This is a genomic window from Inquilinus limosus (genome assembly GCF_051487185.1).
Lineage (GTDB): Bacteria > Pseudomonadota > Alphaproteobacteria > DSM-16000 > Inquilinaceae > Inquilinus > Inquilinus limosus_F.
Window position 1 is genome coordinate 15,024 of the sequence record NZ_JAHVDK010000032.1, and the last position, 14,319, is coordinate 29,342.

A 14,319-nucleotide genomic window follows, 5' to 3' on the forward strand; every position below is an offset into this window, starting at 1 on the left:
GGGGAAGGGCGGCCGCCTATGCTCCGCCGCCATGACCGACCTGCCGCTCATCCGCCTGCAGCCCGGCCGCGACAAGCGCGTCGCCGCGGGGCATCCCTGGATCTTCTCGAACGAGATCGCCATGACGCCGGAGCTGCGCGAGGTGCCGCTGGGCGCCCCGGTGCGGGTCGAGGCGGCGAACGGCAAGGCGCTGGGCGTCGGCGGCTTCAACCGGCACGCGCTGATCGCCGTGCGCATGCTGGACCGCAACCCCGACACGGCGATCGACACCGCCTTACTGCGCCGGCGCCTGGCCTCGGCCCTGGCGCTGCGCGACACGCTGTTCGATCGGCCCTTCTATCGCCTGGCCCATGCCGAGGCCGACGGGCTGCCAGGGCTGATCGTCGACCGCTACGGCGACGTGCTGGTGATGCAGAGCAACACGGCGCTGATGGACCGGCTGGAGGGGCCGCTCTGCGACGCGCTGGAGGAGCTTCTCAAGCCCCGCGCCATCGTGCTGCGCAACGACAGCGCCGTGCGCGGCCTGGAAGGGCTGGCGGAGGAGGTGCGGGTCGTCCGCGGCGCCGTCGACGGCCCGATCGCGGTGGAGGAGAACGGTGCCAGGTTCGAGGCCGATCCGCTCGGCGGCCAGAAGACCGGCTGGTTCTTCGACCAGCGCGACAACCGCGCCTTCGTCGCCCGGCTGGCGCGCGGCCGGCGGCTGCTCGACGTCTACACCCACACCGGCGGCTTCGGCGTCCAGGCGGCGCTGGCCGGCGCCGCCGCGGTGACGCTGGTCGACCGCTCCGCCCCGTCGTTGGAGCTGGCGGCGAAGGCGGCCGCGGCCAACGGCGTCGCCGACCGGGTCGCGACCGCACGCGGCGAGGCCTTCGCCGAGCTGGAGCGGCGCGGCGCCGAGGGCGAGCGCTGGGAGGTGGTGGTGGTCGACCCGCCGGCCTTCGTGAAGGCGAAGAAGGACCTCGCCGCCGGCGCCCGCGGCTATGCCAAGCTGGCCCGCCTGGCGGCGCGGGTGACGGAGCGCGGCGGCTTCCTCTGCGCCTTCTCCTGCAGCCATCATGTCGACCCGGCGCTGTTCGCCGAGCAGGTGGCGCGCGGCCTGATCGACGCCGGGCGGACCGGCCGTATCCTGCGCCAGTCCGGCGCCGGGCCGGACCACCCGGTGCACCCGCAGCTGCCGGAGAGTGCGTACCTCAAGGGGATCTGCCTCCAGCTCGATTGAGAGCGGCGGGGATTGACAAGCGGGCCGACCTGCCGTGTGGTCTAGACCATCAGAAGGGGAGGCCCGAGGCAATGACCATCACCATATCCCGCGTCCTGATGACGGGCGCGGCGCTCGCCATCCTGGCCGGCACCGCGCAGGCCGCGGACGTGACGCTGACGATCGAGAGCTGGCGCAACGATGATCTCAAGATCTGGCAGGACAAGATCATCCCGGCCTTCGAGTCGACGCATCCCGGCATCAAGCTGAACTTCGCGCCTTCGGCGCCGACCGAGTACAACGCCGCACTGAACGCCAAGATGGAGGGCGGGGTCGCCGGCGACATCGTCGCCTGCCGCGCCTTCGATGCCTCGCTGGCGCTGTTCCAGAAGGGCCATCTCGCGGCAGTGAACGACGTCAAGGGAATCGAGAACTTCACCGACGCGGCGAAGACGGCCTGGAGCACCGATGACGGTAAGTCGACCTACTGCGTGCCGGTCGGGTCGGTGATCGCCGGCTTCATCTACAACAAGCAGATCTTCGACGAGCTCGGCCTGACCCCACCGAAGACCAGGGCCGAGTTCTTCGCCCTGCTCGACAAGATCAAGGCCAAGGGCGAGGTCGCACCGCTCGACATCGGCACCGCCGACCAGTGGGAGGCGGCGACGATGGGCTTCCAGAACATCGGCCCGAACCACTGGAAGGGCGATCCCGGCCGCAAGGCGCTGATCGCTGGCACCGCCAAGTTCACCGACGCGCCCTATGTCGCGGCCTGGGCCGAGCTGGCGCAGTGGAAGCCGTATCTGCCGGACGGCTACGAGGCGCAGTCCTACCCCGACAGCCAGAACCTGTTCACCCTCGGCCGGGCCGCGATCTACCCGGCCGGGTCCTGGGAGATCCCGCTGTTCGAGGCACAGGCCGACTTCCCGATGGGCGCGTTCCCGCCGCCGGTGGAGAAGGAGGGCGACGGCTGCTTCATCTCCAACCACACCGATATCGGCTTCGGCATGAACGCGAAGACGAAGCATCCGGAGGCGGCGCGCGCCTTCCTGGAATGGGTGGCCTCGGCGGAGTTCGCGACGCTCTACACCAACGCCCTGCCGGGCTTCTTCACCCTGTCGACCCACAAGGTCGAGCTGAAGGACGCGCTGGCGGCGGAGTTCCAGGGCTGGAAGGACAAGTGCGGCGGCAACATCCGCCTGGCGCACCAGATCCTGTCGCGCGGCAAGCCGAATGTCGACCAGGCGATCTGGAACGTCTCGGCCCAGGTGCTGAACGGCAGCATGACCGCCGAGCAGGCCGCCGCCAAGGTGCAGGAGACACTCGACGCCTGGTACAAGCCGCCCGGGAAGTGAGGAAGGGGACAGCTCGGGCTCGTCGCGGGCGAGCCCGAGCTGTCGTCATTGGGCGCTTCGAGAAGGCGCCTATGTCGCCACGGCTGCTGCGTCGGCCCGGTGTAGATAGCTGGTGAAGGTGTCGCGGAACACGTTCTCTCGCCGCAGCGCGATCGGCATCTGCGACAGGATCTGGCCCACCTGGCCGCGGTGATAGCCGCCATGGGCGATCACATGAGCCAGCATCTCCTCGCGGGACATCCGTCCGGGCGCGCCGTCGGTGAAGGTGAACGCGATCACCTCGCCCAGCTCGTCCGGGCTCAGCCGCGCGACATAGTCGAGATACCAGCGGTCCATTTCCCTGACGGAAGCGGACAGCTCTTCCAGCGCCGGAGCGTCGTCGGTTTCGTTCGCCGTGTATCCGTGTTCAATCTTCTGCAGATTGGCGGCAAAGATCCGGTCGACATGTAGGCGTGATTGAGGATGAGAATGGCCGAGTGCCGTTCTGCCTGGAGGGCTCCTCCGTCCATGGCGGCCATGGCTGCGAGAAGCCGGTCATTCGCCCAGGCCTTGTATTGGAACAATGACGTCAGAAGCGATTGCGTCGTCATCGAGCGCTTTCCGTGACTTGCGTGGAAGATCTGCAGCCATGCCGACCCGGTCGGACGCCACCCGACGACAGTCTCGCGCCGATCTTGCCGCGGGTCAAAGCGGGAGCGGCAAGGCGGACCCAGGTGAACTCACTCGGGATTGGCATTATCTGCCAATCCCCCTATCTTACTCACAGAACCCGCTTGGAAGAGCCCTGCGATGCCGACCCGCAACGTCGTCGTGACCGATCATCAGGCCGAGTTGATCGAAGCGCTGGTCAAATCCGGCCGCTACCAGAATGCCAGCGAGGTCCTGCGCGAGGGGCTCCGTCTGGTCGAGCAGCGGGAGCGCGAAGATGCCGCCAAGCTCGAGCGGCTGCGGGCCGCGGTCGATCTCGGAATCGAGGCTGAAGAGCGCGGAGACGTTACCACGTTCGATTCGGTGGCAGATCTGAGGCGCCATCTGAACGCCCTGGCCGACAAGGCGATATCCGACGCGAAGCGTTGATCCGGAGTGGGACGCCGCCGCTGGCAAGTCCGGCTGACTGTCGAAGCGGAGCGGGACCTCGTCTCTATCCTTGATTGGACCACGCGGACTTTCGGCGCGCCACAGGCCAGCCGGTACAAGGGAACAATCGTCCGGGCGATTGCCGCGTTGGTGGAGGGGCCGGTCGTGCCGGGCAGCAAGGCACGCGACGATGTCCGGCCGACTATCCGCATACTGCATGTCGCAAGGTACGGCCAGGCTGGGCGCCACGTCCTGGTCTATCGCCAGGCCGGTGACACCCTCATCACGGTGTTGCGCGTCCTGCATGATGCGATGGATCTGAAGCGACACCTCCCCACGGATGACGAGGGCGAATGAACCTGGCCGCTCACGCCACCCGCGCCAGCAGCAGCAGGCGGCGGAAGGGGAACAGGGTGTTGCCGTCCGGCTGCGGCGGATAGGCCTGGGCCAGCCGGGCGGCGTAGGTGGCGATGAAGGCGTCGAGCTCCGGCCCCGACAGCGCCGCCATCACGGGCAGCAGGGCGGTGCCGCGCACCCAGTGCAGCACCGGGTTGTCGCCCTTCAGCACATGCAGGTACTCGGTCTCCCAGATGTCCAGCGCGGCGGTGCGTGGCGCCAGAAGGTCGTAATAGACGGCCGGGGTGCCGACCGGCGGCCGGCGCAGCGGGATCCGCCCGGCCCAGGGCGGTTCCGACGCCAGCGCCCGCATCAGCACATGGCTCGGCGCGTCGAAGTTGCGCGGCATCTGCACCGCCAGCACGCCGCCGGGGGCGAGGCAGGAGAGCAGGCGCGGGAACAGCGCCTCGTGCCCCTCCACCCATTGCAGCGCGGCGTTGGAGAAGATCAGGTCCACCGGCTCCGCCGGCGTCCAGTCGGCGATGTCGCCCTCGACCCAGTCCAGATCCGGATGGGTCGCCCGCGCCTCGCGCAGCGCGTTGCGGTCGCGGTCGAGCCCGGTGACCGTGGCGCGGGGCCAGCGCTCGGCCAGCTGCGCCGCCAGCGCGCCGTTGCCGCAGCCGAGATCGACGATCCGCTTCGCCTCGATATCCGGCAGGCGGGTGATGAGGTCGAGCCCGGGCTGCAGCCGCGGCCCGGCGAATTTCAGGGTGTGGGTCGGATTCCATGCCATAATGAAAGAAGTCTACCGGAAGATCTGCGTCGGGAGCATCCCCGCACCGATCCGCGGGCGGATCGATTGACTCGGACGCCGCGCGTGCCTATAACCCGCGACCGTTTTGCGTCCGGAAGGGCGCAGTGAGCCATCCGGAGTTCCGACCGTGAAGAGAACCTATCAGCCGAGCAAGCTGGTGCGTAAGCGCCGCCACGGCTTCCGCGCCCGCATGGCGACCGTCGGCGGCCGCCGCGTGCTGTCCAATCGTCGCGCCAAGGGCCGGAAGCGCCTCTCCGCTTAATCCGGCCCGCAGATTTGCCTTGGGTCCCAAGGCAAATCTGCCGATTTCAAGCGTTGGGGGCCGGGGTGACCGGATGCGCGTCCGCCTTGACGATCCTGGCCTGAACCGCCTCGGCCGGCTGAAGAAGCGGGCCGAGTTCCTGGCTGTGGCCGCGAGCCGCCGGAAATGGGCGGCGCCCGGCGTGATCGTCCAGGCGCGCCGCTGGGACGAAGGCGGATCGGAGGCCACGGCCGGCTGCGACCTCCGCGTCGGCTACACCGCCAGCCGCAAGGTCGGGAATTCGGTCGCCCGCAACCGGGCGCGCCGCCGTCTGCGCGCCGCCGCCGCCGAGGTCCTGGGCCGCCGGGCGGCGCCCGGCCAGGACCTGGTGCTGATCGCCCGCGGCGAGACCATCCGGCGGCCCTTCGCCGACCTCGTGGCCGATCTCGACCGCGCGCTGGAGAAGCTCAGCGCCGCGCGCCCGAAGGCGGAGACGCAGGAGGGCAGGGCATGAGCCCGCTGGCCCATCTGCTGCGCGCGCTCGTGATCGTCTACCGCTACAGCCTGTCGGCGCTGATCGGGCGGCAATGCCGGTTCGAGCCCACTTGCTCCGCCTATGCGATCGAGGCTATTGAGCGGCACGGTGCGATCGCCGGGGGCTGGCTGGCCCTGCGGCGCATCGCGCGTTGCCACCCCTGGGGTGGGTCGGGGTATGACCCCGTGCCCGACACCCTGACCAAGACGGCCGGTGGACGGGGCCATGACGCCTGCTGCGGCGCGGCCCGGCCCACCGACAACTGACCGTATTCGACTGACCGGCCGGCCAGATTAGAGGGCAAGGGCCGGGACCGGAGCCCTGATGCGATGACCGACCAGAAGAACCTGATCCTGGCGATCGCCCTTTCGCTGGCCATCCTTCTCGGCTTCCAGTTCCTGTTCCCGACCCCGACGCCGACCACGGCGCCGCAGCAGCAGGCGACCACCACCTCGACCGCGTCGCCCCAGGCGCCGACCTCGGTCGGCGCCGCGGCGCAGGCGCCGATGGACCGGGCCCAGGCGCTGGCCCAGACCCAGCGCGTCAGGATCGACGCGCCGCGCCTGCACGGCTCGATCAACCTGACCGGCGGCCGGATCGACGACGTCACTCTGCGCGACTACCGCGAGACCACCGACCCGAACAGCCCGGAGATCGTGCTGCTGACGCCGCTGGGCGGCCCGTCTCCCTATTACACGGATTACGGCTGGGCGCCGGTCGACCCGTCGGTGCCCGTGCCGGGCGCCAATACGGTCTGGACCGCCGACCGCCAGGCCCTGACCCCGGACGCGCCGGTGGTGCTGCGCTGGGACAACGGCCAGGGGCTGGTGTTCGAGCGCACCATCTCGATCGACGCCAACTACATGTTCACGGTGGTCCAGCGGGTCGTGAACAACACCGATAAACCGGTGCAGCTGGCCCCCTATGGCCGGGTGCTGCGCTTCGGCACGCCGGTGACCCAGGGCTACTTCGTGCTGCATGAGGGCCCCTACGGCGTGTTCAACGGCACGCTGGAGGAGAAGACCTACCAGGACATCCAGGACGACAAGGCGGTCCGCAACACCACCACCGGCGGCTGGCTCGGCTTCACCGACAAGTATTGGCTGGTGGCGCTGGTGCCGGACCAGTCGGTCAAGGTCGACACCCAATTCCTGCACCAGTCGGACGGCGAGGGCCGCTATCTCGCCACCTACCAGGCCGATGCCGTGACGGTGGCGCCGGGGCAGACCGTGGAATCGACCGGCCGCGTCTTCGCCGGCGCCAAGGAGGTCGACCTGATCGGCAGCTATGCCGAGACGCTCAACATCACCAAGTTCGACTTCGCCATCGATTTCGGCTGGTTCTGGTTCCTGACCAAGCCGTTCTTCAAGATCCTGGCCTGGATCCACGGCATCGTCGGCAATTTCGGCGTCGCGATCCTGATCTTCACCCTGGCGCTGAAGCTCCTCTTCTACCCGCTGGCGGACAAGTCCTACCGCTCGATGGCGAAGATGAAGGCGCTGCAGCCGGAGATGATGAAGCTGCGCGACCGCTATGCCGACGATCGGGTGAAGCAGCAGCAGGAGCTGATGGCGCTGTACAAGCGCGAGAAGGTCAACCCGGCCGCGGGCTGCCTGCCGATCCTGATCCAGATCCCGGTGTTCTTCGCTCTCTACAAGGTGCTGCTGGTCACCATCGAGATGCGGCATGCGCCGTTCTTCGGCTGGGTCCACGACCTGTCGGCGCCCGACCCGACCTCGCTGTTCAACCTGTTCGGCCTGATCCCCTGGGCGCCGCCGGCGATGCTGATGATCGGCGCCTGGCCGCTGATCATGGGCGTGACGATGTATCTGCAGCAGAAGCTGAACCCGGCGCCGGCCGACCCGGTGCAGGCCAGGGTGTTCATGCTGCTGCCGGTCGTCTTCACCTTCATGCTGGCGCATTTCCCGGTCGGCCTGGTGATCTACTGGGCCTGGAACAACACGCTGACGATCCTCCAGCAGTGGTCGATCATGAAGCGCATGCATGTGAAGATCTCGGGCGGGTTGGAGGAAGGCGCCGAGCCGCCGGCGCCGCCGCCCTCGGTCGCCCGGAAGAAGGGCGGCGAGGGCGCGGCGAAGCCCGCCGCCACCCGCAAGCCGGCGGGCCGCAAGGGGTGACGGAACCGCAGGCGGCCGAAGGCGAGGCGTTCGGGCCCGAGGCGATCGAGGCGGGGCGGCTGCTCTTCGCCCAGGAATGCCGCTTCACCTGGGGGTCGGCCTCGCTGTCCGACCTGCCGCCCGCGGGCCTGCCGGAGATCGCCTTCGCCGGCCGCTCCAATGTCGGCAAGTCCAGCCTGGTCAACGCCCTGACCGGGCGGAAGACCCTGGCCCGCACCAGCCACACCCCGGGCCGCACCCAGCAGCTCAACTTCTTCGACCTGGGCGGCCGGCTGGCGCTGGTCGACCTGCCGGGCTACGGCTACGCCAAGGTCTCGAAGTCGCTGGTCCAGGGCTGGACCGACACGCTGAAGGGCTATCTGCGCGGCCGGCCGACGCTGCGCCGGGCCCTGGTGCTGATCGACGGCCGGCACGGCATCAAGGACTCCGACGAGGAGATCCTGAAGCTGCTCGACGAAACCGCCGTAGCCACCCAGGTGGTGCTGACCAAGATGGACAAGGTCGGCAAGGGCGAGCGGCAGCGCCGGATCCCGGAAGTCGAGGCGGCGCTGAAGCGCCACCCGGCGGCCTTCCCGCGGGTGCTACTGACCAGCAGCGACAGCGGCGAGGGCATCCCCGAGTTGCGCGCCTTCCTGGCGGAGATCGCGAAGAACGGATAGAGGCGCCTTCTCCGAGCTTCCAGTACCGTCATTGCGAGCGCAGCGAAGCAATCCAGGGGCCGCTCGTACCGGCCCTGGATTGCCTCGTCGGCTTCGCCTCCTCGCAATGACGGTTGGGGACGGGCGGTCCGGAAGGTCCCGCAACCGGGAGAGGCGACGCGCCGATGGGGAACTTCTCTCTGCGGTTGATCGCGGGCGCATGGTGGGGCATGAGAGGGGCGCCGGCCCACCGCTCGCAGGATCGAGCCCGATGACCAAGCCCTTCGCCGCCCCGCCCAACCTGCCCGCCGCCTCGCTCGACAAGGCCCAGACCCTGGTCGAGGCGCTGCCCTTCATGCGCCGCTACGCTGGCGCCACCTTCGTGGTGAAATACGGCGGCAACGCCATGGGCGACGAGTCCCTGACCGAAAGCTTCGCCCGCGACGTCGTGCTGCTGAAGCAGGTCGGCATCAACCCAGTGGTGGTGCATGGCGGCGGTCCGCAGATCGGCGCGATGCTGGAGCGGCTGCAGATCAAGTCGGAATTCGTCGACGGGCTGCGCGTCACCGACCGCAACACCGTCGACGTGGTCGAGATGGTGCTGTCCGGCAACATCAACAAGCAGATCGTCTCGGCCATCCAGGCGGTCGGCGGCAAGGCGGTCGGCGTCTCCGGCAAGGACGGGGCGCTGATCTCGGCCCGCAAGCTGCAGCGTACCAAGCGCGACCCCGACAGCAATATCGAGCGCATCCTCGACCTCGGCTTCGTCGGCGAGCCGGCGGCGGTGAACCCGGAGATCCTGGAGGCGTTCGAGGACAGCGACTTCATCCCGGTGATCGCGCCGATCGGCGTCGGCCCGCGCGGCGAGAGCTACAACATCAACGCCGACACCGCGGCCGGCGCCGTCGCCGCGGCGCTCAACGCCACCCGCTTCTTCCTGCTGACCGACGTCGCCGGCGTGCTGGACAAGGAGAAGACGCTGATCCAGGAGCTGCCGCTGGCCCGGGCGCGCGAGCTGATGACCGACGGCACCATCTCCGGCGGCATGATCCCGAAGCTCGAGACCTGCATCTCGGCGGTCGAGCAGGGGGTCGAGGGCGCGGTGATCATGGACGGCCGCGTGCCGCATGCGGTGCTGCTCGAGGTCTTCACCGAGGGCGGCGTCGGCACCCTGATCCGGGCGTGATCAGACCCCGGCCAGCCGCGCGACGACGTCCAGCAGCACATCGGCGCCGGCGGCCAGCTGGCCGGGTTCGGTGAATTCCGCCGGGTTGTGGCTGACGCCCCCGCGGCTGGGCACGAAGATCATGGCGGCGGGTGCGATCCGGGCGATCATCTGCGCGTCGTGCCCGGCGCCGGAGGTCATGCGCCGCCAGCGATGGCCGCGCCGCTCCGCCGCCTCGGCGATCAGGCGGACGAGCTCCGGGTCGAACCGCACCGGGCTGAAGCGGGCCAGCCGCTCCGTCGCTATTTCCACCCCTTCGGCCGCGGCCAGCCGGCCGAGAAAGCCGGCCAGCTCGGCCTCGGCCGCCTGCAGCCGCTCCTCCTCCGGGTCGCGCAGGTCGACCGTGAATACCGCGCGCGATGGAATCACGTTGATTGCGTCCGGCTCCAGCCGCAGCGACCCGACGGTGGCCAGCGTGCCGGCATTCGCCACCCGGTCGCGCAGATGGGCGATGACGCGGGCGGTGGCCAGGCCGGCGTCGCGGCGGGCCGCGATCGGCGTGGTGCCGGCATGGTTGGCGGCGCCGGTGATGGTGATGCGCTGCCAGGAGATGCCCTGCAGCGAGTCGACGGCGCCGATGGCCAGCCCCTCCGCCTCCAGCATCGGGCCCTGCTCGATGTGAAGCTCCAGGTAACAGGCGGGCCGGATCGATCCGGGCTCGATGTCGCCGGCATAGCCGATGCGTGCCAGCTCCTCGCCCAGCTCCTTGCCGTCGGTGCCGATTGTGGCCAGGGCGGCGTCGAGGCCGAGGCCGCCGGCATGGACCAGCGACCCCATCATGTCCGGCTGGAACCGCACCCCTTCCTCATTGGTGAAGGCGGCGACCGCGACCGGCCGCGCCGGCGCGGCACCCGCCTGCCGCAGCGCCTCGACCACCGCCAGCCCGGCCAGGACGCCATAGCAGCCGTCATAGATGCCGGCGTCGATCACCGTGTCGATATGCGACCCGACCATCACCGGGTCGTCGGCGCCGGGGGCGGGCCACAGGCCGAAGATGTTGCCGATCCGGTCGACCCGCACCTCCAGCCCCGCCTCGCGCATCCAGCCGACCAGCAGGTCGCGGCCGTCGCGGTCGGCATCGGTCAGCGCCAGGCGCGTCGGGCCGTCGGAGGGGCCGCGGCCGATGGCGCCCAGACGCTGCAGCCGTTCGAGCAGGCGGGCGTGGTCGATGGCGGGGCGGGAGGAGGTCATGGCGGGTCCCGGATCGTTGCGGCGGCAGCTTATCGCCGGGCCCGGTCGATCGGTTTGCGTATTGCGCCCGGCCACGCAAAGGCTTTGCGCGGAGTCAGGGGGCAATCTGCAGATGCAGGTGGTCATCGTGCCGGGCGGCGCGGCAGCCCTGGAAGCGCAGCAGCGGCGAGGACAGGCCGAAGCGCTGGACCAGATGCGGCTCCAGCAGGATCTTCTCGAGCCCGAAGCGCGGCCCTTCGGCCAGCAGCCAGGCCAGGGCCGTCCGGGTCCGTTCCGGCTCCAGCGGCCGGTCAAGGTACAGCCCCTGCAGCAGGGTCATGTCCCAGCGCAGCGTCAGCCAGCGCGGCTCGGTGCAGGGCAGCGGATCGCCCGGCCCCGGCTGCTCGAACGCCCAGTAGCCGATCGGCGAGCGCAGCAGGCTCGGCCGGTAGCCGCCGTCGGGGTCGGTGTAGAAGAAGGCGAGGTCCAGCTTGCGGCCGTCGTCATGCGACAGGTGCGGCGCCAGCGGCATGCCGTCGAGGAACGGGAAGCCGGCGTCGAGATACAGCGTGACCGTGCCGGGATGGGCGCGGTCCATCGCGGCGGCGAGGGCGTCGAGCAGCGGCACCAGCCGCGGGTCGACATAGTTGCGGTTCAGCAGGCAGTACAGCGGGTGCCCGGCGGCGACCGGTCGCCCTGGCTCGGCCCGGCAGGGCAGGGGCACCCGCCCGGCAAGCGCCGCCAGGGGAGGCACGACGACAAGGGTCGCGGCGGAATACAGGACGGCGAAGAGAACAACGACGGCAAGGCTGCGCAATCGGCGCTGCGGGGGCAGCAATCGACTTCCCAGCCAAGCGACAATCAGCACTGCGCCGCCGATCTGGCTCACCATCGTCAGGATTGCGACGGCAAGCAGGAAGAACAGGCGCCGCATGCGGTTCCTCGCGATTCGGAGAAGACCGCGCCAGCCTAGCCGGTCGCAGCGTGAAGATCTCCCGCCGGCTTCCGATGGCGGACCGCATCCTCTAGGGTTCCTCCGACGCCGCAGGAGGAGCCGTGCGATGGCCGACACCATCACCTATCTGACCACCACCCGCTTCGGCTGGGGCGCGGTCGAGCTGCTGCCGCAGGAGCTGGCCGAGCTCGGCCTGCGCAAGCCGCTGCTGGTCACCGACCCGGGCATCGCCCGCCTGCCGCTGCTCGACCAGGTCCGCGACATGCTGCCCGAAGGCTATGCGCTGTTCACCGAGACGCCCGGCAACCCGACCGAGGCGGCGGTCGACAAGGCCTTCGACGCCTACAAGCACGCCGCCTGCGACGGGCTGGTCGCCCTCGGCGGCGGCTCGGCCATGGACCTGGCGAAGGCGGTGGCGCTGCGCGCCACCCATGCCGGGCAGCTGGCCGAATATGCGCTGATCGAGGGCGGTGCCGGCCGGATCGGGCCGGTGGCGCCGCTGGTCGCGATCCCGACCACCGCCGGCACCGGCAGCGAGGTCGGGCGCGGCGCCCTGATCACGCTGCGTGACGGCCGCAAGCTGGCGCTGATCAGCCCGCATCTGATCCCGGCCCGCGCCATCTGCGACCCCGAACTGACGCTGGGCCTGCCGCCGCTGCTGACCGCCGCGACCGGCATGGACGCGCTGACCCATTGCATCGAGACCTTCCTGTCGCCCCGGTACAATCCGCCGGCCGATGCCATTGCGCTGGATGGTGCCGCCCGCGCCATGCGCTTCCTGCCGCGGGCCGTGGCCGATGGCGGCGACCGTGAGGCGAGGGCCGAGATGATGATGGCGGCGCTGGAAGGCGGCCTGACCTTCCAGAAGGGGCTGGGCGCGGTGCATGGCCTGTCGCACGCCCTCGGCGCCATTCCGGACGCCGTGCTGCACCACGGCACCCTCAACGCCGTGATCCTGCCGGCGGTGCTGCGCTTCAACGTCCCGGCGGCCGCGGACAAATATCCACGGCTGGCGCGGGCGATGGGGCTGGCGGAGGACGCCGATCTCGCCGCCGCGATCGAGGACCTCAACGCCCGGCTCGGCCTGCCGCGGAGCCTGCGGCAGATGGGCGTGACCGAGGCGCATCGCGAGCGCGCGGTGGCCGGCGCCCTGGCCGACCATTCCACCGGCAGCAACGTCCGGCCGGTGTCGCGGGCCGACTACGAGGCGCTGTTCGACGCCGCGCTCAACGGGTGAGCAACGCCCAATCGATAGGCAATTTCACAGTGCGATTATGGTATGAGCAAAAAATTTCGGGGGGGTGGGAACCTCCCCTTTTGCGAGGCGTTCTACGGTTGCACGTCCGCATCGTGCATGAACCTCCCTGTTCAACTCGGGCCGGCCACGGGGTCGGCCCGTTCTTTTTTGAGGCCCAGCCATCCACCCCAATCGGGGCGTAGATCGGGATGCGAAGCCTCTGGTACCCAGGCGCCGGGCATGACGCTTCGAGTCACGGCGAGGGTGCGATGGCGCGCGCGAGGTTGCGGGATCTGGGGCTTTCGATCGGCACGCTGCCGCCCGGCCCGAAGAACGGAATCACCGACGTGCCCGGCGTCCTGGTCGGCCAGGTCACCCTGGTGGGGGAGACCCCGCACATCATCCGCACCGGCATCACCGCGATCGTGCCGCAGGAGGGCGAGATCTGGCACCGCAACCTGTTCGCCGCCGGCCATGTGCTGAACGGCAACAGCGAGGTCACCGGCCTGACCTGGATCAACGAGTTCGGCCTGCTCTGCGGCCCGCTGGCCCTGACCGGCACCTTCTCGATCGGCGCGGTGCACGAGGGCATGGTCGACGCCGAGATGACGCTCGCCACCGGCGCCGACTTCAAGATGCCGCTGGTGGCCGAGACCTATGACGGCTGGCTGTCGGAGAGCGAGCATTTCGTGCTGCGGCCGCAGCACACGCTGGAGGCGCTGCGTCGCGCCACGGCCGGCCCGGTGGCGGAGGGCAATGCCGGCGGCGGCACCGGCACCAACGCGCACGAGTTCAAGGCCGGCACCGGCACCGCCTCGCGCCGCGTCGCCCACGGCGGCGAGACCTGGACCGTCGGCATCCTGGTGCAGACCAATTACGGCGACCGCGAGCGGCTGCTGCTCGACGGCGTGCCGGTCGGGCGCGAGATCCCGGTCGGAGACGTGCCGAGCTGCTTCGCCGAGCGTCGGGTCGAAGGCTCGATCCTGGTCGTCATCGCCACCGACGCACCGCTGTTCCCGCACCAGCTGCGGCGGCTGGCGCAGCGGGCCGGGCTGGGCCTGGCCCGGGTCGGCGGCCTGGGCTGGCCGGGCAGCGGCGACGTGTTCATCGCCTTCTCCACCGGCAACGATCTCGGCCAGGCCACCGATACGAGCCGCACGCGGCCCCTCGAGTCCCTGCGCATGCTGCCGGATTTCGCGCTGCAGCCGCTGATGGCTGCGGTGGTCGAGGCGACGGAGGAGGCGATCTGGAACTCGCTCTGCGCCGCCGAGACCATGACGGGTCGCAAGGGCCGGGTCAGCCATGCCCTGCCGGTCGAGCGGCTGCCCGACATCATGCGCCGGTACGGACGCACTTGACGGCGCCGGCCCCGGGGATTCTTGTGTCGGCATCGACCGACG

General features: G+C 70.0%; 16 protein-coding genes. 12 read left to right on the plus strand and 4 right to left on the minus strand.

Annotation, left to right across the window (positions count from 1 at the left end; all coding sequences use genetic code 11):
• Positions 1-31 precede the first annotated feature (31 nt).
• Positions 32-1,219 (plus strand): class I SAM-dependent rRNA methyltransferase, encoded by a 1,188-nt coding sequence (locus tag KXR53_RS29175; protein ID WP_437378853.1) that lies wholly within the window; start codon positions 32-34, stop codon positions 1,217-1,219.
• 71 nt (positions 1,220-1,290) lie between these two features.
• Positions 1,291-2,553 carry an ABC transporter substrate-binding protein gene (locus KXR53_RS29180; RefSeq protein WP_437378855.1) on the plus strand — a complete coding sequence of 421 codons (1,263 nt, stop codon included), beginning with the start codon at positions 1,291-1,293 and terminating at the stop codon, positions 2,551-2,553.
• 69 nt (positions 2,554-2,622) lie between these two features.
• Here the strand turns inward: KXR53_RS29180 and KXR53_RS29185 are convergent, their stop codons facing one another.
• Entirely contained in the window at positions 2,623-2,988 is a 366-nt protein-coding gene (locus tag KXR53_RS29185; protein WP_437379021.1) for a DinB family protein, read from the minus strand.
• 354 nt (positions 2,989-3,342) lie between these two features.
• Between KXR53_RS29185 and KXR53_RS29190 the strand changes: the two genes are divergently transcribed.
• Both KXR53_RS29190 and KXR53_RS29195 read left to right on the plus strand, forming a co-directional pair.
• The gene (locus KXR53_RS29190) at positions 3,343-3,630 is read left to right on the plus strand and encodes a type II toxin-antitoxin system ParD family antitoxin (RefSeq protein ID WP_437378857.1); all 288 of its coding nucleotides are present in this window, start codon (positions 3,343-3,345) and stop codon (positions 3,628-3,630) included.
• Positions 3,631-3,636: 6 nt separating this feature from the next.
• The gene (locus KXR53_RS29195; protein ID WP_437378859.1) at positions 3,637-3,987 is read left to right on the plus strand and encodes a type II toxin-antitoxin system RelE/ParE family toxin; all 351 of its coding nucleotides are present in this window, start codon (positions 3,637-3,639) and stop codon (positions 3,985-3,987) included.
• Positions 3,988-3,997: 10 nt separating this feature from the next.
• Here KXR53_RS29195 and KXR53_RS29200 read toward each other — a convergent pair whose 3' ends face one another.
• Entirely contained in the window at positions 3,998-4,759 is a 762-nt protein-coding gene (locus tag KXR53_RS29200) for a methyltransferase domain-containing protein (RefSeq protein WP_437378861.1), read from the minus strand.
• A 148-nt stretch (positions 4,760-4,907) separates the two neighbouring features.
• On the opposite strand from KXR53_RS29200, the gene rpmH reads away from it, so the two are divergent.
• The 6 genes from rpmH (at position 4,908) to argB (ending at position 9,518) form a co-directional block, all read left to right on the plus strand.
• Entirely contained in the window at positions 4,908-5,042 is a 135-nt protein-coding gene (gene rpmH, locus KXR53_RS29205) for a 50S ribosomal protein L34 (RefSeq protein WP_026869162.1), read from the plus strand.
• Between the two features lie 73 nt (positions 5,043-5,115).
• Positions 5,116-5,535: a ribonuclease P protein component gene (gene rnpA, locus KXR53_RS29210; RefSeq protein WP_437378863.1), complete on the plus strand. Its 420-nt coding sequence runs from the start codon at positions 5,116-5,118 to the stop codon at positions 5,533-5,535.
• Entirely contained in the window at positions 5,532-5,822 is a 291-nt protein-coding gene (gene yidD, locus KXR53_RS29215; RefSeq protein ID WP_437378865.1) for a membrane protein insertion efficiency factor YidD, read from the plus strand. The genes rnpA and yidD overlap by 4 nt, the downstream gene beginning before the upstream one ends.
• A 63-nt stretch (positions 5,823-5,885) precedes the next feature.
• A complete protein-coding gene (yidC, locus tag KXR53_RS29220; RefSeq protein ID WP_437378867.1) occupies positions 5,886-7,694 on the plus strand; it encodes a membrane protein insertase YidC in 1,809 nt (602 codons plus the stop codon).
• Entirely contained in the window at positions 7,691-8,353 is a 663-nt protein-coding gene (yihA, locus tag KXR53_RS29225) for a ribosome biogenesis GTP-binding protein YihA/YsxC (RefSeq protein WP_437378869.1), read from the plus strand. The genes yidC and yihA overlap by 4 nt, the downstream gene beginning before the upstream one ends.
• Positions 8,354-8,603: 250 nt before the next feature.
• Complete coding sequence (gene argB / locus KXR53_RS29230) at positions 8,604-9,518, plus strand: acetylglutamate kinase (protein WP_437378871.1); 915 nt, start codon at positions 8,604-8,606, stop codon at positions 9,516-9,518.
• On the opposite strand, the gene KXR53_RS29235 is transcribed toward argB, so the two are convergent.
• Positions 9,519-10,748, minus strand: coding sequence for a Zn-dependent hydrolase (locus tag KXR53_RS29235; protein WP_437378874.1), 1,230 nt, complete (start codon positions 10,746-10,748; stop codon positions 9,519-9,521). It lies immediately after the preceding gene.
• A gap of 94 nt (positions 10,749-10,842) precedes the next feature.
• Positions 10,843-11,661 (minus strand): hypothetical protein, encoded by an 819-nt coding sequence (locus KXR53_RS29240; protein WP_437378877.1) that lies wholly within the window; start codon positions 11,659-11,661, stop codon positions 10,843-10,845.
• Positions 11,662-11,788: 127 nt separating this feature from the next.
• On the opposite strand from KXR53_RS29240, the gene KXR53_RS29245 reads away from it, so the two are divergent.
• Together KXR53_RS29245 and KXR53_RS29250 are read left to right on the plus strand one after the other, a co-directional pair.
• Positions 11,789-12,919, plus strand: a complete 1,131-nt coding sequence (locus KXR53_RS29245) for an iron-containing alcohol dehydrogenase (RefSeq protein WP_437378879.1) — start codon at positions 11,789-11,791, stop codon at positions 12,917-12,919.
• Between the two features lie 269 nt (positions 12,920-13,188).
• Entirely contained in the window at positions 13,189-14,277 is a 1,089-nt protein-coding gene (locus KXR53_RS29250) for a P1 family peptidase (RefSeq protein ID WP_437378881.1), read from the plus strand.
• Positions 14,278-14,319: the final 42 nt, after the last annotated feature.

Excerpts from the sequence above, each read along its gene's own strand:
- KXR53_RS29175 (WP_437378853.1), top strand. The coding sequence starts at position 32 with ATGACCGACCTGCCGCTCATCCGCCTGCAGCCCGGCCGCGACAAGCGC.
- KXR53_RS29180 (WP_437378855.1), top strand. The coding sequence starts at position 1,291 with ATGACCATCACCATATCCCGCGTCCTGATGACGGGCGCGGCGCTCGCC.
- KXR53_RS29190 (WP_437378857.1), top strand. The coding sequence starts at position 3,343 with ATGCCGACCCGCAACGTCGTCGTGACCGATCATCAGGCCGAGTTGATC.
- KXR53_RS29200 (WP_437378861.1), bottom strand. The coding sequence starts at position 4,759 with ATGGCATGGAATCCGACCCACACCCTGAAATTCGCCGGGCCGCGGCTG.
- rnpA (WP_437378863.1), top strand. The coding sequence starts at position 5,116 with ATGCGCGTCCGCCTTGACGATCCTGGCCTGAACCGCCTCGGCCGGCTG.
- yidD (WP_437378865.1), top strand. The coding sequence starts at position 5,532 with ATGAGCCCGCTGGCCCATCTGCTGCGCGCGCTCGTGATCGTCTACCGC.
- yidC (WP_437378867.1), top strand. The coding sequence starts at position 5,886 with ATGACCGACCAGAAGAACCTGATCCTGGCGATCGCCCTTTCGCTGGCC.
- argB (WP_437378871.1), top strand. The coding sequence starts at position 8,604 with ATGACCAAGCCCTTCGCCGCCCCGCCCAACCTGCCCGCCGCCTCGCTC.
- KXR53_RS29235 (WP_437378874.1), bottom strand. The coding sequence starts at position 10,748 with ATGACCTCCTCCCGCCCCGCCATCGACCACGCCCGCCTGCTCGAACGG.
- KXR53_RS29240 (WP_437378877.1), bottom strand. The coding sequence starts at position 11,661 with ATGCGGCGCCTGTTCTTCCTGCTTGCCGTCGCAATCCTGACGATGGTG.
- KXR53_RS29245 (WP_437378879.1), top strand. The coding sequence starts at position 11,789 with ATGGCCGACACCATCACCTATCTGACCACCACCCGCTTCGGCTGGGGC.
- KXR53_RS29250 (WP_437378881.1), top strand. The coding sequence starts at position 13,189 with ATGGCGCGCGCGAGGTTGCGGGATCTGGGGCTTTCGATCGGCACGCTG.